Annotated in this window: 17 protein-coding genes; 5 read left to right on the top strand and 12 right to left on the bottom strand. The window is 63.2% G+C overall.

Annotated elements, in window-relative coordinates; translation table 11 throughout:
- Positions 1-675: 675 nt before the first annotated feature.
- From mnmH to treS, 4 genes are all read right to left on the bottom strand, one after another.
- Positions 676-1,785 carry a tRNA 2-selenouridine(34) synthase MnmH gene (gene mnmH, locus SLW75_RS08770; protein ID WP_410934183.1) on the bottom strand — a complete coding sequence of 370 codons (1,110 nt, stop codon included), beginning with the start codon at positions 1,783-1,785 and terminating at the stop codon, positions 676-678.
- Positions 1,785-2,819 (bottom strand): selenide, water dikinase SelD, encoded by a 1,035-nt coding sequence (gene selD / locus SLW75_RS08765; RefSeq protein ID WP_410934182.1) that lies wholly within the window; start codon positions 2,817-2,819, stop codon positions 1,785-1,787. Before selD ends, mnmH begins: the two co-directional genes overlap by 1 nt.
- Before the next feature lie 234 nt (positions 2,820-3,053).
- The gene (locus SLW75_RS08760; RefSeq protein ID WP_244160403.1) at positions 3,054-4,202 is read right to left on the bottom strand and encodes an MFS transporter; all 1,149 of its coding nucleotides are present in this window, start codon (positions 4,200-4,202) and stop codon (positions 3,054-3,056) included.
- Positions 4,203-4,382: 180 nt separating this feature from the next.
- Positions 4,383-6,452 (bottom strand): maltose alpha-D-glucosyltransferase, encoded by a 2,070-nt coding sequence (gene treS / locus SLW75_RS08755; protein WP_065991461.1) that lies wholly within the window; start codon positions 6,450-6,452, stop codon positions 4,383-4,385.
- Between the two features lie 215 nt (positions 6,453-6,667).
- On the opposite strand from treS, the gene SLW75_RS08750 reads away from it, so the two are divergent.
- The 5 genes from SLW75_RS08750 (at position 6,668) to SLW75_RS08730 (ending at position 12,895) form a co-directional block, all read left to right on the top strand.
- Entirely contained in the window at positions 6,668-8,113 is a 1,446-nt protein-coding gene (locus SLW75_RS08750; protein ID WP_410934181.1) for a PLP-dependent aminotransferase family protein, read from the top strand.
- 617 nt (positions 8,114-8,730) lie between these two features.
- On the top strand, positions 8,731-9,837 hold the full coding sequence (locus SLW75_RS08745; protein ID WP_410934180.1) for a Gfo/Idh/MocA family protein: 1,107 nt from the start codon (positions 8,731-8,733) through the stop codon (positions 9,835-9,837).
- Between the two features lie 273 nt (positions 9,838-10,110).
- Complete coding sequence (locus SLW75_RS08740; protein WP_410934179.1) at positions 10,111-11,694, top strand: aldehyde dehydrogenase (NADP(+)); 1,584 nt, start codon at positions 10,111-10,113, stop codon at positions 11,692-11,694.
- A 207-nt stretch (positions 11,695-11,901) separates the two neighbouring features.
- Positions 11,902-12,480 carry a DUF1349 domain-containing protein gene (locus SLW75_RS08735; RefSeq protein ID WP_410934380.1) on the top strand — a complete coding sequence of 193 codons (579 nt, stop codon included), beginning with the start codon at positions 11,902-11,904 and terminating at the stop codon, positions 12,478-12,480.
- Between the two features lie 73 nt (positions 12,481-12,553).
- A complete protein-coding gene (locus tag SLW75_RS08730; RefSeq protein WP_065991456.1) occupies positions 12,554-12,895 on the top strand; it encodes an FKBP-type peptidyl-prolyl cis-trans isomerase in 342 nt (113 codons plus the stop codon).
- Between the two features lie 287 nt (positions 12,896-13,182).
- On the opposite strand, the gene SLW75_RS08725 is transcribed toward SLW75_RS08730, so the two are convergent.
- The 8 genes from SLW75_RS08725 to SLW75_RS08690 form a co-directional block, all read right to left on the bottom strand.
- Positions 13,183-15,558 carry a hybrid sensor histidine kinase/response regulator gene (locus tag SLW75_RS08725; protein WP_065991455.1) on the bottom strand — a complete coding sequence of 792 codons (2,376 nt, stop codon included), beginning with the start codon at positions 15,556-15,558 and terminating at the stop codon, positions 13,183-13,185.
- A 68-nt stretch (positions 15,559-15,626) separates the two neighbouring features.
- Complete coding sequence (locus tag SLW75_RS08720; RefSeq protein WP_065991454.1) at positions 15,627-16,088, bottom strand: response regulator; 462 nt, start codon at positions 16,086-16,088, stop codon at positions 15,627-15,629.
- 19 nt (positions 16,089-16,107) lie between these two features.
- Positions 16,108-18,363: an ATP-binding protein gene (locus tag SLW75_RS08715; protein WP_410934178.1), complete on the bottom strand. Its 2,256-nt coding sequence runs from the start codon at positions 18,361-18,363 to the stop codon at positions 16,108-16,110.
- Between the two features lie 158 nt (positions 18,364-18,521).
- On the bottom strand, positions 18,522-20,462 hold the full coding sequence (locus SLW75_RS08710; protein ID WP_369320074.1) for a response regulator: 1,941 nt from the start codon (positions 20,460-20,462) through the stop codon (positions 18,522-18,524).
- Entirely contained in the window at positions 20,452-21,351 is a 900-nt protein-coding gene (locus tag SLW75_RS08705; protein WP_083233199.1) for a sensor histidine kinase, read from the bottom strand. Before SLW75_RS08705 ends, SLW75_RS08710 begins: the two co-directional genes overlap by 11 nt.
- Positions 21,344-22,369: an ATP-binding protein gene (locus SLW75_RS08700; RefSeq protein ID WP_410929070.1), complete on the bottom strand. Its 1,026-nt coding sequence runs from the start codon at positions 22,367-22,369 to the stop codon at positions 21,344-21,346. Before SLW75_RS08700 ends, SLW75_RS08705 begins: the two co-directional genes overlap by 8 nt.
- The gene (locus tag SLW75_RS08695; RefSeq protein WP_065991451.1) at positions 22,360-22,764 is read right to left on the bottom strand and encodes an anti-sigma regulatory factor; all 405 of its coding nucleotides are present in this window, start codon (positions 22,762-22,764) and stop codon (positions 22,360-22,362) included. The genes SLW75_RS08700 and SLW75_RS08695 overlap by 10 nt, the downstream gene beginning before the upstream one ends.
- Positions 22,761-23,123, bottom strand: a complete 363-nt coding sequence (locus SLW75_RS08690) for an STAS domain-containing protein (protein WP_037010489.1) — start codon at positions 23,121-23,123, stop codon at positions 22,761-22,763. Before SLW75_RS08690 ends, SLW75_RS08695 begins: the two co-directional genes overlap by 4 nt.
- Position 23,124: the final 1 nt, after the last annotated feature.

The following is a 23,124-nucleotide window of genomic DNA, read 5'->3' as shown; positions in this document are numbered from 1 at the left end:
GATCTACAGCGGCTCTGCCTAACGGCAGAGCATTTCGCCTTCGGCGAGTTACTTTTAAAAAGCACTAAAAGTAACCAAAAGTGCCTGCTCTCGGCTGGGCCCGACTTCGTCGGGTTCCCTCACTCCGACGACGCTCCGTGGGCCCGCGCCGAACGGACATCCATGTCCTGACGGCGCTCTCGCGGCATCCATGCCGCTCGGCCCACTCCGCGTCGTCTGCGTTCGGCCTGCACCCAAGTCGCGTGTTGCGGTGTCTGGGCTCTTTGCGTTTGAAGATCAAGAGCGAAGGCAAAAGCAAAAGCTTCCCGGCTAAAGCCGGTCCCACTGAAAGCACCGCGTACGCATCGTAGGACCGGCTTCAGCCGGGAAGCCCTTGATGGGCTTTTGATCTTCGTACACAAAATGCCCAGTCACCGCCAATCGCGACTTGGGTGCAGGCTGAACGCAGGTCTCGTGGAGTGGGCCGAGCGGCATGGATGCCGCGAGAGCCGCCCCCCGCCATGGATGGCGGATGGCGGCGGGCCCACGGAGCGGGACCGGAGTGAAGGAACCCTGAGGAACGAAGGGCCAAACCAGGAGCAAGCACCCTTGGTTACTTGGGGTGCTTTTCCAAGTAACTCGCCGAAGGCGAAACGTCTGCCCCCAGGCAGACGCTCTTGATCTTGATCTTGATCTTCAACCGCGGTAGTTCAGTTTCCGCTGTTTCAGATATTCGACAACCGACCTCTGATCTCCGGAAAACTCGATCCGGGGATTCTTGCTGTCCCGCTGGAACGCATACATGGGATCGTAATACTCACTCAACATCCCGCTGATCCAGCCCCGGTGCAGATCCACCGCCCCGCTGCGCGCCTGCTCGGCCAAAGCACTGTCCATAATCGCCGCCAGCCGCTGATAACGCTCACCGCCCAACCGCCGAACGATGCTCGACAGGCTTTGCTTCAGCCGCTCGGCGTACGCCGCAAAACCCGTTTCAACGCCCTGCACGGCGATGAACTCCGCACACAGATCCGTCACATAATCCTTCAGAATCCGCTCGACCCGGCTTTCAAAACTGTCCTCCAACCACACCAGCGGCGCGTCCTGCATGATCCGGTACAACTCAAGGGGCACCGCACGACTGCCGACGATCCGCCCTTCATCCTCGACCACGAACTGATTCACATGCCGCGCGCGCTTTTTCAGAATGTCCACGGCGAGCAGGTTCTCGAAATCGATCTGCCCCGGCTGCGGCGTCGCGTGTTTGCCAAAGCTCGAACCGCGATGGTTGGCATGGCCCTCCAGATCGAGACCGTTGTCGAGTTGCTGCAGCACCTCGGTCTTGCCACTGCCAGTGAGCCCGCCAATCAGCACGAAATCGCACTCGGCCACGGCCTGATCCGTCACCTCGATCAAAAAGCTGCGCATCGCCTTGTAGCCACCGATGACCCGGGGGTACTCGATACCCGCCTCGCTCTTGAGCCACTGCTGAGTGATCTGCGAACGCAGGCCGCCACGAAAGCAATACAAAAAACCCTCGGGGTGGTTGCGGGCAAAACTGGCCCACGCATCGACTCGCGCCTGTTTCACGTCGCCGGACACCAGCGTGTGGCCCAACTCGATGGCGGCCTGTTGACCGTCCTGCTTGTAGCAGGTGCCGACCTTCTGCCGCTCGACGTCGTTCATCAGCGGCAAATTGATCACGCCGGGGAACGCGCCCTTGGTGAATTCCACCGGCGCGCGGACATCCATCATCGGCACGTCGCTGAGGAAAATCTCGCGCAGGTCGACGCTGTTGTCGCGCATCAGAACACCTCGACCGCGAGCGGCTGTCGCTCGACCAGTTCGCCGATCGGCGCAAGGCTCAGGCCCAGTTCACCGGCCATGGCCAGGAACGCCGCTTCTTCAGCGGGCTCCACGGCAATCAACAGGCCGCCGCTGGTTTGCGGGTCACACAGCAGCAACTTCTGCGCCTCGGTCAGGGGGCCGATGCGCTCGCCATAGCTGTCGTAATTGCGGTGGGTGCCGCCGGGGATGCAATCCTGCTCGATATAGAAGTCGACGCTGCCCAGACGCGGGACGGCGGCAGCGTTCAGCCGTGCAGTGACCTGACTGCCGTCGGCCATCTCAACCAGATGCCCGAGCAAGCCGAAGCCGGTGACGTCGGTCATCGCGGTGACGCCGGCCAGTCGGGAAAAACGGCTGCCCGGCTTGTTCAGCGTACACATCACGTCACGGGCCAGGCCGATGTCTTCGTCGCGCAGCAGGCCTTTTTTCTCGGCGGTGGTGAGGATGCCGATGCCCAGGGGTTTGGTCAGGAACAGCTTGCAGCCCACGGTCGCGGTGTCGTTGCGCTTCATGAAGCGCTTCTCCACCAGGCCGGTCACGGCGAGGCCGAAGATGGGCTCCGGCGCGTCGATGGAGTGGCCGCCCGCCAGTGGAATGCCCGCCGCGTCGCACACCGCACGTCCGCCACGAATGACTTCGCGGGCAATCTCCGGGGCGAGCACATTGACCGGCCAGCCGAGAATGGCGATGGCCATTAACGGATCGCCGCCCATGGCGTAGATGTCGCTGATGGCGTTGGTCGCGGCAATGCGGCCGAAGTCGAACGGGTCGTCGACGATGGGCATGAAGAAATCGGTGGTGGACACGACGCCCTTTTCGTCGTCGATGGCATACACCGCTGCGTCATCGCGCGATGCGTTGCCGACCCACAGGCGCGGGTCGAGGTTCTGCGCGCCGCTGCCGGCGAGGATGGTTTCCAGCACCTTGGGCGAGATCTTGCAGCCGCAACCGGCGCCGTGACTGTATTGGGTAAGACGAATCGGGTCGGTCATGGGAAGCCCCTGAGTTTCAAGGCGCCGAAGTCTAACAGACGCGCCAGTGGGTTGAAGAGTGGCTGGATGGTTGGACACGCGATTGTCGTGGGACCGGCTTCAGCCGGGAAAGCATCGGATGCCACGCCGCAAAACCGAGGGTGTCCACACCGGCCCCTTCCCGGCTAAAGCCAGTCCTACCGTCAACACCGCGTGCTGTCAGCAGGACCGGCTTCAGCCGGGAAGGCGACAGCCTCAGCGCTTCGCCATACGCCGTGCCGTGAGCACCTGTGCCAGCATCAGCGCGCCGACGCACAACAGCGCTTCGCGCAGGCCGACCACATGGGCAGCGAAACCAATCAGCGCCGGCCCCAGCAGAATCCCGCAGTAGCCGATGCCGGTGATCACCGCGATCGCCAGCCCCGCCGGCATCGCGGTCTGGGCACCGACCACCGAGCAATACACCGGAAACGTGTTCGACAAGCCCAGCCCGATCAGCGCAAAGCCCAGCAGGAACAACGGCCACGGTTCCAGCAGGATCGCCATGGCAAACCCGACCATCACCAGCAGCCCGCCGCCGATCAGCAGGTTCACGGCGCCGAAGCGGTTCCTTAACCAGTCTCCGGAAAAACGCCCGGCCGCCATGGTCAGGGAGAACACCGCGTAAGCGCCGCCAGCCACCGACACATCGATCTGGTGCATGCGGTTCAGGAACACCGCGCTCCAGTCGAGCATCGCGCCCTCCACCAGCAGCGCGATGAAGCAGAGAATCCCGACGATCACCACGTGGGGGGTCGGCCAGGCGAAGGGCGCTGATGGATCATCCGCGCCGTGGGGCACCAGGTAGCGCGCGTGCCACAACAGCATCCCGCCGATCAGCGCCACCACCACGGCCACGGCCAGCAACGGCGACGCGCCCAGCCACAGCAGCAAGGTCATCAACAGCGCACTGCTGATGCCGCCGAGGCTGAACAACCCGTGAAACCCCGACATCATCGGCCGCCCGTGATCGCGCTCGACCATCAGGCCCTGCACGTTCATCGCCACGTCGATACTGCCCAGCCCGGCGCCGAACACGGCGAGGGCCACTGCCAGCGCCGGCAGTGAAGACAGCGTGGCGAGCAGCGGCAACATGCAGCAGATAAGGGTCCCGCCGATCATCGAGACAAACCGGCACCCCTTGCGCGTGGTCAGCATGCCCGCCAGCGGCATCGTCAGCATGGAACCGAGGCCGAAGCACAACAGCAGCAAGCCGAGCTGGGCTTCTTCAAGCCCGGCGCGGTCGCGAGCGAAAGGCACCAACGGCGCCCACGCCCCCAGGGACATCCCGGACAGCAAGAACGTCAGGCGATAACTCCACAGGTGAACGAAGACGGGGGCACGAACGGATTGAGCGATAGACACAAGCAACGACCTGAACAGGTCTGCGCGAGCGGCAGACGGTGAATAAAAAGCGATCCCTCGCTGAACGCATTCCTTCGTAGGACCGGCTTCAGCCGGGAAGAGGTCAGTGTGGACACCCTCATTTCCAGGGCGTTACCACTGGCGCTTTCCCGGGTGAAGCGGGTCCCACACGAGGCGCGATTACATCATCGGTGCCGCCATGCTGACCACACGCAGCGCCAGGCCTTCGTAGGCGTCCAGCGTAATGGTGAATTCACCTTCTTCGGTCAGGTCGCCTTCGACCCGCTCGTTGATGATGTCCACCACCGGGCCCGGCGCGATGCCCGGCAGGTGCAGGGTCTCGACGATGGCTTCGGCACTGAAGTTCAGCGCGGTGATCTGCGTGCCCTTCCCGGCTGGCAGTTCGTGAACCATGATCAGCAGCCCCGGGTGCTCGACGTCCGGAATCAGAATCTGCCGGCTCGCCGCGATGTCGTAGGCACGGCGCACCGCCAGCAGTTTTTTAAGCTGCGAGGCGAACGAATCCGGGCGCTTCAACTGCTCAGGGAGGCTGCCGTACAGCGCGCGAGCCCGGGGCATGCCGCCTGCGGAGACTTCGCAGTCCGGGTCCATGTCGACCAGGTCATAGCCCCCGCGATGGATCCAGCGGGTATCGCCGTCACCCATCAAGTGCTCCACCTGCTCGGCCGGCAGCGGCAACGCGCCCACCAAGTCCCAGCCGGACAACGCGAACACGCCCGGCTGCATGGCGTTGAACATCACCAGCAGCAAATGAATGTGCTGGATCTTGTCGATGTCGGCGGCGGTCATGCTGTCCAGCTCGCGAATGCCCAGCGCCGCGGTGATGATGCTCGCCGTGGTGCACGACACGCCGTTGGTGACGAACTTCAAGTTGTACGGCGCGTGCTCGCCCGCCAGACGTTCGTACATCTCCTCGCGGATGTGCTCGCGCAGGATGTTGCCCGGGAACGTCTGGCCTTGATACAGGTACTGATCGTGGGCGTGCAGGGTCCAGAAATGCACCAGTTCCAGGGTCAGCTCGTCGTGGTTCTGCAGCGCGTGAATCAGCGATGCGGGGTCGATGCCGAACTCGTGCACCTGACGCAGCATCAGCCGCAGAAACTCGGTGCGACCGGTCAGCAACGCATGCTGGTAGGCCGGGCGGGTGACGAAGTCATAGGACAAGTCGGCACCGCCGTGGGACATCGACGCGATGTCGTCGATGGTCAGGTTCAGCTCCTGAAAGCTGAAACCGCCCGCCTTGCGAATCGCCCCGGCGAGCAACTGGTTGCCGGTGATCGACAGCGGATGGCTCTCGGACCACGCGGTGCCGTCGGCCTTGCGCTCGACGCCAAGGAAACCGTTGGCATCCAGACGCAACACCCGCGCGCCCATAACGTCAATGGCGTGCAGGGCGTCGCCGATGATCATCTGCTGCGCGGCAAAACTCGGGTCCAGCCAGTTCAACGACGGCTGGCCTTCCTTGAAGTAATGCAGATAAACCCAGCGCCGGTCCTTGCCGTCCACGCCAGTCACCACCTGGGTGGCACTCCAGTCGGTTTCTTTCACACCGGGCTCGAAGAAGATCACCCGCTGCAACTGGCCGACGATGTAGTGCTTGTCGCGCAGGGCATCGACGGTGGCGGGCAGCAGGTTGACGGCGTCGCGGCCGGCCGGAACGTCCGGCAGCAGCGACCAGTCTTCCTCCTTGATCTCCACCATGTGATAGAGGCCCGGGTACTCTTCGTAAGCCATTTCGGCCAGGCGGAAATCCGCGCCCTTGCCGGTGTGGGACGGGATCACGTCATCGACGACGATCGCGTTGTGCGCGGCAGCGATGCGGCTGAGGTTGAGAAACTGGGCGTCGGTGCCGAGGTCCGAATCCACTTCGAAGCTGATGCGGTCGAAGTTGCCGTCGATGCTCGGGGTGCGCTCGCGGCCTTTCAAACCGCCGGAAGCTTTCAGCGGGCCGTTATGAATGCCCTGGATGCCGATTTCCGACAGCGCGTGCCAGAGCTGCTCATCGCCCAGCGCTTCGAGCACCGAGCTGCCATCGCGGGTGATGATCGACGCCGGGTAGGCGGTGAACCAGACCGAGCCGATGGCCGAAGCGTCCCTTGGACGGGCCTGGGCGTAAGGCCGCTGCCAGAGACGGCCCTGGCCGCCATACAATTTTGCGCGTTGCTTTGCGGCGTTGAGCATCGATTGCTCAACCAGCCATTCCACGTACTGCTTGTCCGGGGTGGTCATGTGTTCGGGGTTCCATCTTCAAGTGGATGGGAGCGGCGGCCAACGGCGCTGCGAGCGCTGTGCGGACCGTCCTGCCTGTGGGTATCCAGGTTTATGCCTAACTCTAAGAGCACCCTGGCGCGCAAACGTTGCATCGGTTGCTATGCCATGGGCTGCGGCGCTGGCTAAAATCCACCCGCGTGCGTCCGCACCGCCAGCGCTGTTCAGGGGTTTGCGTGGAATTACACATCGTTATCGAGGGCCGCAAGGACCTCGCCCATCAAGTCTACGAACAGCTGCGCGACAGTATCGTGTCCGGCCGGCTGGCGGCGGGCGTGCAATTGCCGCCCAGTCGCCTGCTGGCGGCACAGTTGGGGTTGTCGCGCAAAACCATCTCCGACACCTACAGCCGGCTGACCTACGAAAACTACCTGGTGGGCAAGGTCGGCAGCGGCACGTTCGTCAACGCTTTGAGCGCCTCTTCCGCACCTCGGCCGGCACCTTCGCAGCTGGCCAGCGCCCACATCGTGGCGAAATGGGAACGTATCTCCCTGCCCCTGCGCCACCCTACCCGCGCGGGCACCCTGCGCTACGACTTTCTCGGCGGCGCGACAGCAAAAACCCAGTTCCCCCATGACGAATGGCGGCGCTGCGTGAATCACGCGGTGCGGCAGATGTCCACCGAGCGCGGCTTTTACAGCCAGCCCGAAGGCCTGCCCGCCCTGCGCGCCGCGATTGCCGGGCACATTGCCTTCGCCCGCGGCGTCCGCTGCGGGGCCGATGACGTGGTGGTGTGCAATGGCGCGCAACAGGCCCTGGACCTGATCGCCCGCGTGCTGATCGAAACCGGCAGCCGCGTGGCGATGGAAGACCCGGGCTATACGCCGGCGCGGCTGCTGTTTGCTGCCCAAGGCGCCGACGTCGCCAGCGTGCCGGTCGACAGTGAAGGCATCATCGTCGAGCAGATTCCGGACAACGTCTGCGCCATCTATGTCACCCCCTCCCACCAGATGCCCCTCGGCATGCCCATGGGCCTGGCCCGCCGCCACGCCCTGCTGGAAAAGGCGCGGCGAATCGGTGCGATCATCATCGAAGACGACTACGACAGCGAATTCCGCTACGAAGGCCGCCCGACCGATTCGTTGCAGAGCATGGACGAGCACGGCGTGGTCGCCTACGTCGGCACCTTTTCGAAAACCCTGCTGCCGGAATTGCGCCTGGGTTACGCCGTGCTGCCGGCGGCGATCCTCGAAGCGGTGATCAAAGCCAAGCAACTGACCGACTGGCACACCTCGACACTGCCGCAATGGGCCCTGAGCAAATTCATCAGCGAAGGCCTGCTCAACAAACACATCCGCCGCTGCCACAGCACCTACGCCGGGCGCCGCGAGCGCATCCTGTCACGCATCGCCGGCGACCTGTCGCCCTGGCTGGAAACCATCCCGTGCACGGCGGGCTTCCACATGGCCGTCATGCTCAAAGCCTCCCTTGATCCGGCGATCGACCTGCACCTGCTGGTCGAACGCGCGCGGGACAAGGCCCTGGGCCTCCACCCCCTCCACGGTTTCTACAGCGACGCGACACCGCGCGATGGCTTGATGCTGGGATTCGGCGCCATCGACCTCCTCGACATCGACCCCGCGCTGGACCGGTTGCGGGATCTGCTGAGGGGGTTTGGTTAACCCGGTAAGTCGAGGGCGCTCACCCCGGCCCCTTCCCGGCTAAAGCCGGTCCTACTAAAGCAGCGCGTGCATTCAATAGCAAAGGACGCGGAGCGTCCCGGGATGCATACCGGTCGATCAAAAATCGATGGCGCCTCCACCGGCCCCTTCCCGGCTAAAGCCGGTCCCACTAAAAGCAGACCCCGTACACCCCGTAGGACTGGCTTCAGCCGGGAAGCTGTTGATCTTGATCTTCATACGCAAAATTTCCAGACGACACCCATCGCGACTTGGGTGCAGGCGGAACGGAGGTTTCGCTCCGTGGGCCGAGCGGCATGGATGCCGCGAGAGCCGCCCCCCGCCATGGATGGCGGATGGCGGCGGGCCCACGGAGCGAGACCGGAGTGAGGGAACCCCGAGGAACGAGGGGCCCAACCAGGAGCAAGCACCCTTGGTTACTTGGGGTGCTTTTCCAAGTAACTCGCCGAAGGCGAAACCCGAGGCCGTTAGGCCGACGCCCTTGATCTTCATAAACCACACCGCAGCTCAAGCCGCGATTGGATTGAACTTCTGCCCCATACATCTGCCGACTACACAGCTGCCGGACACACCGTCCGCTGAGAAATGGAGGCTTATACATGCCAGACGCAAACGGCAAAATCCGCTACGCAGTGGTCGCTGGAGGCTGGATCTCCCAAGGCGCTTTCATGCCCGGACTCGAACAGACCGACAACTCCGTCATGACCGCCCTGGTCACCGGCGACCCGGTCAAGGCCGACAAACTGGCGGAACTGTACGACCTCAAGAGCTACCACTACAACGAATTCGACACCCTGCTGAAATCCGGCGAAATCGACGCCATCTACTTGGCAACCCCCAACTTCCGCCACCGCGAATTCGCCGTCCCCGCTTTGAACGCCGGCATCCACGTGCTGCTCGAAAAGCCCATGGCCGCCAACGAAGAAGACTGCCTGGCCATCGCCGAAGCCGCCAAAAGCTCGGGCGCCAAACTGATGGTCGCCTACCGCCTGCACTTCGAGCCCGGCACCGTCGAAATGGTCCACCGCGTACGCGCCGGCGACCTCGGCGACCTGCGCCTGTTCATCGCGACCTTCGCCCAGACCACCGACCCGGCCAACCACCGCATGCAGAGTGGCTTCGACGCCGGTCCCGTGGCAGACATGGGACCCTACCCGATCAATGCCGTGCGCAACCTGTTTGCCGCCGAGCCGATTGAAGTCCACGCCGTCGGCATCAAAACGCCGGGCCGTGAAATCAACACATTCGACACGGTCAACGTCACGCTGCGCTTTGCCGAAGAACGCCTGGCGACCTTCACCGTCAGCTACAGCCTGCCGTCCACCGAGCGCTTCCAGCTGATCGGCACCAAGGGCGAGTTCGAGGCGTCACCGTGCTTCGGTTTCGGCGAAGGCGTGGCAATTGGTTACCGGGCCATCATCGACGGCCAGACCACTGAGCACACCCACCCGGTGGTCGACCAGTTCGGCGGCGAAACCCAGTACTTCTCCGACTGCATCCTGCAAGACCGCGAGCCAGAGCCGGACGGCGACGAAGGCTGGCGCGATGTGCGCGTGGTCGAGGCCATTGAGCGCGCGCTGACCACTGGCCAGCCGCAGAAGCTCGAGCCACTGCCGGAGCGCCCGGGCATCGGCATCGAGCAAGCTCGTCGCCTGCCACTGGCCAAGGTGCCGGAATACATCAATACCGACGAGCCGAATGCATGATCGTGCGGATTGATCACGCGTGGCCCCACGTCAATCAGGCATGGCTTCACGCCGCACGTTGATCACAACTCAAAGCCCGGCTATTTTGATGGCCGGGCTTTGCTCGGCAGCTCATTGCCGCGCGCCTTGCGGCTGAAAAAATGCAGTTGTATGATGACTGTCGACTTTTGCGACGAGCCCTTCAGCCCGTCGCCGCTACGCTTCAAACGATCTCGAATTCCCCATCAGGCGCCACGCCTGATCGATTCGCCCCAAAAATAACAGGAGAAGCAGATGCCTACCGTTCTCGGTCAGAACTTCATCGGCGGCGCCCGCAGCGGCCTCGGCGAAGCACGCCATAAAAGCCTCGACGCCACCACTGGCGAAGCACTGCCTTACACCTTCCATCAGGCCACCGACGCGGAAATCGACGCCGCTGCCTCGGCCGCCAAAGACGCCTTCCTCGAATTTCGTCAACTGAGCCCGGCGCGCCGCGCTGAGTTCCTCGATGCCATCGCTGACGAACTCGACGCCCTGGGCGATGACTTCGTTGCCCTCGTTTGCCAGGAAACCGCGCTGCCGGCCGGTCGTATCCAGGGCGAGCGTGGCCGTACGTCCGGCCAGATGCGCCTGTTCGCCAAAGTCCTGCGCCGCGGTGACTTCCTGGGCGCGCGTATCGATCAAGCGCTCCCGGATCGCAAACCCCTGCCACGTGTCGACCTGCGTCAGCAGCGCATCGGCGTCGGCCCGGTGGCCGTGTTCGGCGCCAGCAATTTCCCGCTGGCCTTCTCCACCGCCGGCGGCGACACCGCTTCGGCACTCGCCGCCGGTTGCCCGGTGGTCGTGAAAGCCCACAGCGGCCACATGGCGACCGCCGACCTGGTGGGTAACGCCATCGTTCGCGCCGCCGAGAAGACCGGCATGCCAAAAGGCGTGTTCAACATGATCTTCGGCAGCGGCGTCGGTGAAGGCCTGGTCAAGCACCCGGCCATTCAGGCTGTCGGTTTCACCGGCTCTCTGCACGGCGGCAACGCCCTGTGCAAACTGGCGTCCGAGCGTCCACAGCCGATCCCGGTGTTCGCCGAGATGTCGAGCATCAACCCGGTGGTCCTGCTGCCCGGCGCCCTGACGGCACGTGGCACCGCCATCGCCGGCGAACTCGCGGCTTCCGTGGTCATGGGTGCAGGCCAGTTCTGCACCAACCCGGGCGTGGTGATCGGCATTCGCTCCCCTGCCCTGACCGCCTTCACCGAGCAACTGATCGAGCACATGGGCGGTCAGGCCCCGCAGACCATGCTCAACGAAGGCGGCCTGCGCAGCTACAGCAGAGGCGTGGAAAAACTGCTGGCGCACAAAAGCGTCACGCACTTGGCCGGCAAGCCGCAGGAAGGCAAGCAGGCCCAGGCTCAACTCTTCAAGGCCGACGTCAGCATGTTGCTCAACGGCGACGAGTTGCTGCAGGAAGAAGTGTTCGGCCCGACCACGCTGCTGATCGAAGTGGCGGACGACGCTGAACTGAAAGCCGCACTGCTCGCCCTTCGCGGCCAATTGACGGCCACGCTGATTGGCGAAACCGCTGACCTGCAGAAGTACCAGTGGCTGGTGCCGGTGCTGGAAGAGAAAGTCGGCCGCATCCTGGTCAATGGCTACCCGACCGGTGTTGAAGTGTCTGACGCCATGGTTCACGGCGGTCCTTACCCGGCGACCTCCGACGCGCGCGGTACCTCGGTAGGCACCCTGGCCATCGATCGTTTCCTGCGCCCGGTCTGCTACCAGAACTACCCGGACAGCCTGCTGCCGGCCGCTCTGCAAAACGCCAACCCGCTGGGCCTCAAGCGCCTGGTGAACGGCGAGTGGAGCACTGACGTCATCGCGTGATGATGGGGCCTGATTCGTCAGGTCCGACGCGTTGGGTCTGATGCCTTGGACCCACGAAAACGGCGCGACCCTGTGAGGGCCGCGCCGTTTTTTTTGCCCTGTGACACGCCTGGAGCGTTGGCACGGCTGGATTTAGCTATGAATGGAGGGGTTAGCCTGGTGGATAAAAAGCAGATTGAAATGGCCAGTCAGAGCGGTGAAGCGTCAATGTGGCAGGCTGCTAAATGGCTGAACCGGCCGAGCCGCTGCCAAATCTCTACTGACCACAGGTTAGAGGTTTTCACTGACCTCCAGACCGATTTCTGGCGTGAAACCCATTATGGGTTCATTCGAGACAGCGGACATTTCCTAGGGTTTGAGATCACTGGAGGTTTCACCGCTCAAGTCAGAGTGAATGCCGATTTTCGTGAGCTCTATGACCAGGCGGGAATCATGGTTAGGCTTAATGAGGAGACCTGGCTCAAGGCAGGAATCGAATATAACGATGGAATGCCCATGATCAGCAGCGTGTTGACACGAGGCACCTCGGACTGGGCGCCCAGCCGCTTTCCTGGCGACCCCACCGATTTCTGGCTTCGGGTGACCGTTTCCGGCGGAGTGCTGCGCTTGCAATACTCCACAGACGGACTGACTTGGCCGCTGCTCAGACTTGCTCCCTTTCCAGAGGCGGAACGCTACACGGTAGGCCCTATGTGCTGCACACCGGAGCGGCAAGGCTTGAGGGTAAAGTTTTCCGAATGGTCGCTGAGCCCACCTCTCGGGCGAGACCTGCACGATTTGACCTAGCCAATCCGCCAGCCAGGCCAGTCAGGCGCCTGGCCGACCCGCATCCCGCCCCTCTCTCTGTGGACACCTGAACATGAATGAAGAACTGAGCATCCTCGATCTGCTGGAAGGCACCGGCAAGGCCGTCGTCAAAGGCGCGCTGATCACCACCCAATACACCGGTACCCTCGAAGACGGCACCGTGTTTGATTCCTCCTGGGCGCGCGGCAAGCCGTTTCAGTGCGTGATCGGCACCGGGCGGGTGATCAAGGGCTGGGACATCGGGCTGATGGGCATGAAGGTCGGTGGCAAACGCAAGCTGTCAGTGCCGGCAGCGCTGGCGTACGGCGAGCGCTCGATGGGGGCGCACATCAAACCCCATTCGAATCTGATCTTTGAGATTGAATTGCTGGAAGTGCTGACGCGGGATGATTGAGGTGGTTTGCGAGCGATATTCATCCGACGCTTTGCGGTATGGCAACCGACGCATTCCCGGCTAAAGCCGGTCCCACCATTCGGAGTCCACCCCAGCCCTGCGGGTGTGCACCACTTCCCGTAGGACCGGCTTCAGCCGGGAAAGCGTCAGGCGTCACACTGCAAAATGAGGGTGATCACACTGGCCTCTTCCCGGCCAGAGCCGGTCCCACAGTTTGTGGTCAACAGTTAGATTGGTTGCACGCAATGCTTTCAGTGGGGCCTGCCTTCGGCCCCACCATTTCGGACCTACGCTTTCATCAAGACCCGGGCCAGTTTCTTGGCCAGCTCTTCTTCCTTGTAGGGCTTTTGCACGATCAGTTTCGGGTCGACGTCGAGGATGTCGATATCGGCGAAGCCGGTGATGAACATGATCGGCAGTGCCGGGTGGTCACGGCGGACGATTTCTGCCAGCTCGCCACCGGTCATGTTGGGCATGGCGAAGTCGGTCAGCAGCAGTTCGATGCCGGGGTCGAGCTTCTTCAGCGCTTCGTCGCCGCTGTCGGCTTCGACCACCGAATACCCCAGCGACACCAGCATCATCGAGGTCACCGACCGCACGGCCGGGTCGTCGTCGACCAGCAGAATGGTGCGGTGCTTGTCATCGGCGTCGGCGCGGCCGGGCATGTCGGACGCGCTGACCACCGGGACCGCCATGCGGGCAACGCTCGGGAGATACACCCGCAGCGTGGTCCCGGCGTTTTCAGCGGTGTCGATGCTCACGCCGCCACCGGACTGCTTGGCAAAACCGAACACCTGCGCCAGGCCCAGCCCCGACCCCTTGCCCACCGCCTTGGTGGTGAAGAAGGGTTCGAAGGCCTTGGCCAGGACCTCCGGGCTCATGCCGCAGCCGGAGTCGCTCACCGACAACACCACATACGCGCCGGGCTCCGGATCTTCGGGACGCTGCGGCAGGCGATAGACCATCTCGTTCCAGGTGCTCAGGCGCAATTGCCCGCCCTGGGGCATGGCGTCCCGGGCGTTGATCGCCAGGTTGAGGATGATCATCTCGGTCTGCGTCGGGTCCACCAACGCACTCCACAGGTCCTCGGCCAGTTCGGTTTCCACCCAGACGCTGCCGCCCAGGGCACGACCGAGCAGCTCGCGCATGCCGTCGATGGTGTCGTTGAGGTTCAGAGCAACGGGCTCCAGACGCTGGCGACGGGAGAACGACAGCAGCTGACTGGTGAGCTTGGCGCCCCGCTCGCCCGCTTCGCGGATGTTCTGCAAGCGCTGCGGAGACTTGGTAAACACGCCTTTTTCCAAGTCCCGGCTGAGGAAATTCGCGCTGGTCAGGATCACCGTCAGCAGGTTGTTGAAGTCGTGGGCGACGCCGGCCGTCAACTGGCCGACCACCTCCAGCCGCTGCATCTGCTGCAACGCGGCCTCGACGCGTTCGCGCTCTTTGATCTGATCGCGCAGACGCTTGTTGGTCGCCGCCAGTTCGTCCACCACGGCGCGCTCGCCGGTGATGTCGCGGACCGCGGCGTACATCAGGCCGTCGTCCGGCACGATGGTCCAGGACAACCAGCGGAATCCCCCGTCGGCGTGGCGCATGCGGTTGACGAAACGAGTCGAGACATGGCCTTCGGCAATACTGGCGGTCTCGCGCAGCGTGGCCGCCAGATCATCCGGGTGAATCAGCTCGCTCAACGGCTGGCGACCGACCTCGTCGCGGCTCCAGCCGAGGGTCGACTCCCACGCCGGGTTGAGCGCGATCGGCGTCATGTCGAAATGCAGCACGCCGAGCAACTCCCGGGACAGCTCCCAGGTGCGGTCACGCTCGCGGGTTCGCTGGACGACGCGTTCGCCGAGAATGTCGTTGAGTTGATGCAGCGCCTCGGTGGCGTGCTTGCGTTCGGTGATGTCTTGGATGACGCCGGTAAAGCGCACGCACTGGCCATCTTCGAAAAGCGAGCGGCCGTTGGAGAACACCCAGCGCTCCTCGCCGTCGTCGGTGATCAGCCGGTGCTCGATCTGGAATGAGGTGTCCACCGTCAGCGCGGCCATGACCTTGCTGTGCAAGTGATCGCGGTCGTCCGGGTGACAGAGCAGAAACATGAGGGCCAGGCTGACGGTGGTGTCGGCGCCAACGCCATAAAGCGCTTTGCAGCGCTCGTCCCACAGCAGCGTGTCGGTGCGCGGATCGTAGGTCCAGACGCCCATGTCGGCCGCTTCGATCGCCAGGTGCGCGCGCACTTCCGCCACTTGCAGCGTCTTCTCCGCATACAGGCGCTTTTCCCGCTCCTGCACCTCCGACACCGCGCGCATGACCGCCTTGGGCAGCATTTTCATGTTCTGCTTGAGGACGTAATCGATGGCGCCCATGCGCATCATCTCGACCGCATGCTGCTCGCCGAAAATTCCGGAGAGAAAAATGAACGGGGTCTTCGGCGCCAGGCGCAGCGCGCTGTTGAGCACGTCGGCGCCGGACGAGCCGGGCAACAGGTAGTCGCTGAGAATGAGGTCAAAACGCGCGGCGGCCAGCTCGCGCTCAACGTCCTGATGGTTGTAGACCAACGTGGCGTCGATCTTCAACCCGCTGTTTTCGAGGGTGAGCAGAATCAGCTCGGCGTCGAGCGAACTGTCTTCGACCAAAAGCAATTTAAGCTGCGATAACGACATGGATAAAAGTCATTGTTCCAGTAAGGGCTTGCGCGAAGCGGGTTTACGCAGGCCAGCAGAAGCCGGATTCAGGAGCCCGGGCGGCGTGCGAGTCGCAGGGAACCCGGTGGTGGCTCGTTCAATACTGCCCAGAACACGCCAAGGTCCGAGATCGCCGAGACGAATTCCTTGAATTCGACCGGTTTGACCACGTAAGCGTTCACACCCAGCGAATAGGCGCGATCCAGGTCGGGTTCTTCGCGCGAAGACGTCAGCATCACCACGGGAATGCTGCGCAGTTCCTCGGTTTCGCGAATGAGCTTGAGCACTTCAAGGCCATCGACTTTCGGCAGTTTCAGGTCCAGCAGCATCACCGCCGGATTGCCGACCACACGATCATGATGGTGGTTGCGGCGCAGCAGGTAATCAAGGGCTTCGGCACCGTCGCGCAGCACGATCACTTCATTGGCCAACTGGCTGCGTTCAAGGGCGACGAGCGTGAGCTCGAGGTCGTTGGGGTTGTCTTCCACCAGAAGAATGGGCTTTAGCACTGGGCGTCTCCTTCGACACTCAAAGAGTTACGGTCAAACCGCGCTTGGGCAGCGCAAAGTAAAAAGTGGCGCCATGGCCCAGCTGGCTATGGGCCCACACGGTGCCGTCATGGCGTTCGATAATCCGGCGGACACTGGCCAGGCCAATGCCGGTGCCTTCGAATTCCTCCATGCGATGCAAGCGCTGGAACACGCCAAACAGCTTGCTGGCGTAGGCCATGTCGAAGCCCACGCCGTTGTCACGGATGTAGACCACGATCCTGTCGTCTTCCTCGTAACTGCCCACCTCGATCACGGCCGGGTCCTGTTTACGGGTGTACTTGATCGCGTTGGACAGCAGGTTGCGCATCGCCAGGTGGAGAAAGGCGGCGTCGGCGATCACCACGGGCAACGACTCTAGGACTTTCCACTCCAGCGCGCGGCCTTCGTAATCGGGCAGCATTTCCCGGCGAATCGACTCGACCATGGCATTGAGGTCGACGTCGGAAAAGCGCATCGCCGACCGGCCCATCTGCGAAAAGCTCAACAGGTTGTCCACCAGCGTACCGGCGAACCGCGCCGAATCACTGATGTTTTCGAGGAAGCGGACGCCTCGGTCGGACAGCTTGCTGCCTTCAATGTCGCTCAACAACTCAGCGTAGCCGGCAATGTGGCGCAACGGCGCGCGCAAATCGTGGGACACGCTGTAGGAAAATGCTTCGAGCTCTTTATTGGATTTCTTCAACTCATCGGCCAGGGCAGCCATTTCTTCAGCCTTGCGCAGGACGATGCCCAGCACCGCCGCACGCAGCTCGCCCACGGCCTCGCAATCCATGTCGTCCCAGGGCCGGGAAAACCCACGCACCGTCTGCTGCCACAAGGCGAAGCTGTGGCGTGGGCTCAGCGAACCGCTCGGGGTGACACTTTTTTCCAGTTTGCCGGCCCAGTTCACGACACGGGTCTGCTCGGGGCGGAACCAGATAATGAAGTTGGAATGCAGCTCGGAGATCGCCGTCGCCAGCACACCGCTGACCGATTTGGCCAGCACCGGCAGCTCGGGGATGTCGCGACTAACGTTGTCGGAGCGGAAGACCTCGTGGGGATCGCGACCGCTCAACCAGCCGGCGAGCTTGACGATCTGTTCGCGCTCGGGGGTTTCGCCGTAGACATCGACGCTGGCGCCGGAAATCACCGCCGCCCCGCTCGCACCGACAAAACCCAGCAACACGTCGGGCATGGCGCGCAGGCCGCCGGTCACGCTGTCGAGGTCGGCCATCGCCGCGAGCATCTGCACGATCTGCCGACGCAGGCTGAGCATGCGCTGGTTGTCGGCGTGGGCTTCCTTGCTCTCGAGCTGCAGGGACAAGACGCTGCCCAGCAACTCACACGCCGTGCGGGTCTGGAAGCTGACCCGCCGCGGCGTGGCGTGGTGGCAGGAAATCAAGCCCCATAACTGCCCGCGCACCACGATGGAGATCGACATCGAGGCCATCGTCTGCATGTTGCGCATGTACTGCAGATGCACGGGGGATACGCTGCGCAACGTGGCGAAGGTCATGTCCAGCGGCGCGCCCGTCAACGGGTTGTAAGCGGGTATCAGCGGCGATGCCTGGTAGTCGACGTCTTCGATCACACGGATCCGGTTGGCCAGGTACATCCTTCGAGCCTGGGCCGGTATGTCGGACGCCGGGAAGCTCAGGCCAAGCATGCTCTCATAACCCTGATCAGCCACTTCGGCGTTGACCAGGCCGTTGCCGTCGGCGTCGAAGTGGTAGGCAAGAATCCGGCCGAAACCGGTGATGCGCTTGACCTCGGCCACCGAACGCTGGCACAGCGCTTCAATGCTTTCGTCAACGCTCATCTGGCTGATGAACCCGCGAATCAGCGGGTACACATTGCCATAGGCGGTGCTCATGTCGCCGGCCGGCTCGAACTCGGCCATCAGCACCTGATCATGACGATGCACCATCATGGTCATCGGCTGACCGGCTCTTGAGCCCTGCAGAAAGCGCACTTCACCCAGGTGAAAGGGGTTTTGCTCTTCATCCGGCAGCGCCCGCAAGCGCTCGAGCAGCAATTCGTGTTCGGCGAACACATTGGAAAGCGCCACGCCAATCAACGACTGTGGATCAAGGCCAAGCCAGTCACTGACATTGGCGCTGACCTGAATGACCGTCGAGGCCGCTTCATTGATGACCAGCAAAAAGCCCTGGGGCTGAATGCTTCCGGGGATCTGGATCGGTTCCTGGGCGCACTTGTCTATCGCGCTCTGGAGGAAATCGTCGGTGAGGGTCAAGGTTTGGCTCCTTCAACCTTCAGCGTTTGGGCAAACGGCGTCGGCAATATGTGCCCCGGGGGGTGGCACGGGTGGGAATGGCGCTCACGGTAACAAAAACCGGCCCGGTCAAATACTCCGAATTGGGTGTTTACGCCAAAAAAACCCACCCATTCGCGTCAGGAATCGAGCATCGCGCGCACTTTCGACAAAAAATCCGCCAAGTGGAAAGGTTTCAGGACCATATCCATCCGTTCGCCCAGGAAATCCTGCCGATTGAGGGCGTTCTCCGCATAGCCGGTCATGAACAGCACCGGCAGGTCCGGACGCCAGACACGCCCCCGCTGCGCGACCTCGCGACCGTTCATCTCAGGCATTCCGACATCGGTCAGCAGCAGGTCGATGGTGGCGTCGCTTTCCAGACACGACAGTGCCGTGGTGACATCCGCCACCGGGGTGCAGCGGTACCCGGCATCGGTGAGCACTTCATTGACGAACATGCGCACCGACGCCGTGTCTTCGACGATCAGCACATGCTCCCCTGCCCCCGGCGCCGCCACGGCAGCGGGCTGCTGAGGTTCGACGCTCTGTACGTCTGCCGCCGGCAGCATCAGGGTCACTTCGGTGCCGTGGCCGACGACGCTGCGAATCTGCACGTCGCCCCCCGACTGCCGGGCGAAACCGTAGATCGTCGACAGGCCCAGGCCGGTGCCCTGGCCGATGGGCTTGGTGGTGAAAAACGGGTCGAACACCTTGTCGATCAGGTGGTGCTCGATGCCGACGCCATCATCGCGCACGGTCAGGGCAATGTAGGCACCATCCGCCATGCGCGAATGGCCCTGGGAATAGGTTTCGAAGGTGCTGATCCAGATATTGCCGCCCGCCGGCATGGCGTCACGGGCATTGATCACCAGATTGAGCAAGGCGCTTTCCAGCTGGCCTGCGTCGACCATGGCCACAGCGCTGCGCGAGGTCAGCTCAAGGGTCAGGGAGATGCCCTTGCCGATGGTGCGGCCGAGCAAGTCCTCAAGGGAGCGCACGTACTGATTGACGTCTGACGCGCGGGTGTCGAGGGGCTGCTGGCGAGCGAAGGCCAGCAGACGGTGGGTCAGCGCCGACGCGCTTTTTGCCGAGGCCAGTGCGGCATCGGCGTAGACCAGAACCTTTTCCGTGCGGCCGTCTTCGGTGCGCTTCTTGACCAGCTCAAGGCCGGTGACGATGCCGGTCAACAGGTTATTGAAATCGTGGGCGATGCCGCCGGTGAGCTTGCCGATGGCGTCCATTTTCTGCGCCTGCAGCAATTGCTCTTCGGTCCGCGCACGCTCGGCCACTTCGTGGGCGAGCCGACTGTTGACCGAGTCCAGCTGCTGCAAATGCGACTGTTCGCGGCGGCGGTGCTCGGTCACGTCTTCGATGAACACCAGGCTCATGCCGGTGACCCGGTACGGCGAAACCTGCCACTCGGTCTCGCGCAGTTCGCCCTTGACCCGCATGCTCAGGGTGCCCATCCAGCGCTCGCCCGTCGCCAGCGCCTCACGCAGCCCGTCCAGCGCAGAGCCCTGATCTTCACTGAAGCTGCGCAGCACCGAATGGTCCCCGGCGTCCTGCCCGAGCAACTGAGCAAAGGCGTGGTTGGCTTCGTGGACTTTCAGGTTGCCGTCCATGACCGCGATCGGGGCCGAGACGTTAGCGAAAATCTCGCGAAAGCGTTCTTCGCTGTCGCGCAGGGCGTGCTCGGTGTCACGCACCCGCAACAGCGTGCGCAGTGTCGCCAGCAGCACGTCGGGGTCCACCGGGTGCACCAGATAGGCGTCGGCGCCCGCTTCCAGTCCGGTGACGATATCGCCGGTCTGAATCGATGCGGCCGACACATGCACCACCGGCAAAAGGGCCGTCCGTGGTGCAGCGCGGAGCTGGCGGACAATGTCGAAGCCGCTCATGTCGGGCAGGTTGACGTCGAGAATCAACGCGTCCGGCAAGCGCTCTTCAAGCAGCGCGAGTCCTTCGGTGCCGGTGCCCGCCTCCGACACCACGAAACCCTGACGCTCCAGGCGGCGACGCAGGGCATAGCGGGTCGCGGTGTTGTCATCGACGATCAGCAGCCGGGTTTCAGGCTTCATCGGCAGGCTCCTGAGTCAGCGCCAGCGGAATCACCACATAGAATGTCGAGCCCACACCGGGCTCGCTGTCCACACCGACGCGGCCACCGAGCAATTCGGCGAAGCGTTTGCACAGGGACAAGCCCAACCCTGTTCCGCGCAGGCGTTTTTGCAGCGGCGAGTCGACCTGAATGAAGTCTTCGAACAGCGCGCCATGGAGTTCCTGGGGAATGCCGATGCCGGTGTCAGTCACGGCAAAGCGAATCGAGTCCTCCGACTCCAGCCGCGCCGACACGCGCACTTCACCGCGCTGGGTAAATTTCAGGGAATTTGAAATGAAGTTGCGCAGGATCTGCGCGAGCTTCTGGTCATCGGTATAGAGCCGTGGCAGGCCCACCGGCTCTTCGAAGATCAGGTCCACGGCGGAGGTGTCGACGATGGGCCGGAACATGCCACGCAGTGCCGAAAACAGATCGAACATGTCGAACCACGCCGGCGAAATGCTGATCCGCCCCGCTTCGATCTTCGCCAGGTCAAGGAGGTCGTCAACCATGTCGCTCAATTCGCGGGCCGCCGTACTGATGAACGCCACCTGCTTGTGCTGTTCCGCACCCAGCGGACCGTCCAGCTCGTCGGACAGCAGGCTGGCGATGCTGAGGATCGAGCCCAGGGGCGTGCGGAACTCATGGCTCATGTACGACAGAAAACGGCTCTTCAGGTCCGACGCCTCGCGCAGCTGGTCGGCCTGATCTTCAAGCTCGGCGTACAGCGCAAGCACGCCCTGATTGGTTTCATCGAGTTCGGCACGCAGCGAGTCAGTTTCAGCGCGCAAGCGTTCCAGCTCGCGCCGGGTCTCGATTTCGACCCCGGCTGAGCCCTCAGGGGTCTCGCGGGCATTGTTGTCAGTCATCGAGCGTCTCCAGAGCCATTACCAAGACCGTTACATCGTCCCTGCCCCGGTTGTAATCACGCTGCAATACCGCTGCAATCACCGCCGGGTGTCGGTACATCAGACCTGGATAGTCGCGAAGATTCCAACGCGATTGCAGGCCATCACTGAACATGATCAACAACTGCCCGGTGCACTCGGTGTAATCGATCGGCGCAGTCTTGCGGTACTGCAGGCCGACGATGCCGGGGTGCGAGGGGATGCCGCGGGTTTTGTCCTGGCCGATCAGCGACGCACCGATATTGCCGATACCGATGAAGCGCAGCTGGCCCGTCGCGCCATCGAACTGCGCCAGCGCAGCGGCACCGCCACGGCTGCCGCGCATGTCGAAGTGCAAGTCATCCAGCAGCACCCCGGGGTCGGCAAAGGGGTTGCGAATGAACGCGCGGGCGCCCGCCATGCCGGCGTTTTCGGCTTCCGGGCCGTGTCCCAGGCCATCGATCATCATGATCGAGACCTGCTGGCCCTTGATCGCGACTTCCCAGACATCGCCGCAGGCCGGGTCATCGTGCAGCGAATGTTGCGCGATGCCCATGCGCAGGTCCTTCACCACGCTTTTGCGCGGGAAGAAGCGCGCCAGCAGCACGCTGCCACGGGGGTCGCTGTGCACGTCGAAGACTTGCGCCTGACGCAGCACCGAACCCAGGCCAATGCCCTGGGTGCCACGGGTGGAGAAGCCATCGGCCATGCAGTTCTGCACGTCGAACCCCTTGCCCCGGTCGATTGCGATCACCTCAACGCCTGCCGCTGCACCCGAAACGTCGCCCGGCAGCGCGCGCACGTGCAGCTCACCGCTCTGCGCATGCTTGAGGATGTTGCTCGCCAGTTCAGTGACGACCAGCGCCACCCGGCCGCAATCGGCCTCGTCGAAGCCTGCCTGTTCGGCCAGCTTCTGGGTCGTGCGTCGGGCGTGACCGACCTGACTGACGTCCTCCACCGACAAGACCTGGGTCAGGTGGCTGTGCAGGTTCAGGTCCATTTACAGATCGTCACGCGGGTGCCGGCGCCGGGCGCGGTGTCCAGCTCGAAATCGTCCACCAGGCGCTTGGCACCGGTCAGGCCCAGGCCCAGGCCGCCGCCGGAGGTCCAGCCGTCGGTCATCGCCAGCTTGAGGTCAGGGATGCCGGGGCCTTCGTCACGAAAGGTAAGACGCAGGCCAACGCGCAGGCCGTCCTCGACAATCTCCCAGTCCATGTCACCGCCGCCGCCATAGACCATGGTGTTGCGCGCCAGCTCGCTGACCGCTGTGACCAGTTTGGTCAGGTCGATCAGGCGCATGCCGCATTCCTGGGCCAGCTTGCGCGCGGTCTGCCGGGCCAGCACGACATCCTGCTCGATGCGAATGGGTTGAGTGCCGCTGCTGCGCACGGTCATTGGGAGTAGGCTCGCTCGCGCAGCAGTTTCATGCCGCGCTCGACGTTCAGCGCTGTGCTGACGCCGGGCAGGGTCATGCCCAGTTCGACCAGGGTGATCGCCACCGCAGGCTGCATGCCGACCAGCACGGTCTCGGCGTCCATGATCCGCGACAGGCCGGAGATCATGCCGATCATGCGGCCAATGAACGAATCCACCATGTCCAGCGCGGAGATGTCGATCAGCACGCCGCGGGCCGAGGTGCGGCTGATGCGTTCGGACAGGTCGTCCTGCAGCGTCAGGGCCAGTTGGTCATGCATGTCCACCTGGATGGTGACGAGCAGAAAGTCGCCCATCTGCAAAATCGGGATGCGCTCCATG

The organism is Pseudomonas sp. W5-01 (assembly GCF_046540435.1).
GTDB classification, from domain to species: Bacteria; Pseudomonadota; Gammaproteobacteria; order Pseudomonadales; family Pseudomonadaceae; genus Aquipseudomonas; species Aquipseudomonas graminis_B.
The sequence above is the reverse complement of the archived record's forward strand: the minus strand, read 5'-3'. Positions and strand labels throughout refer to the sequence as shown.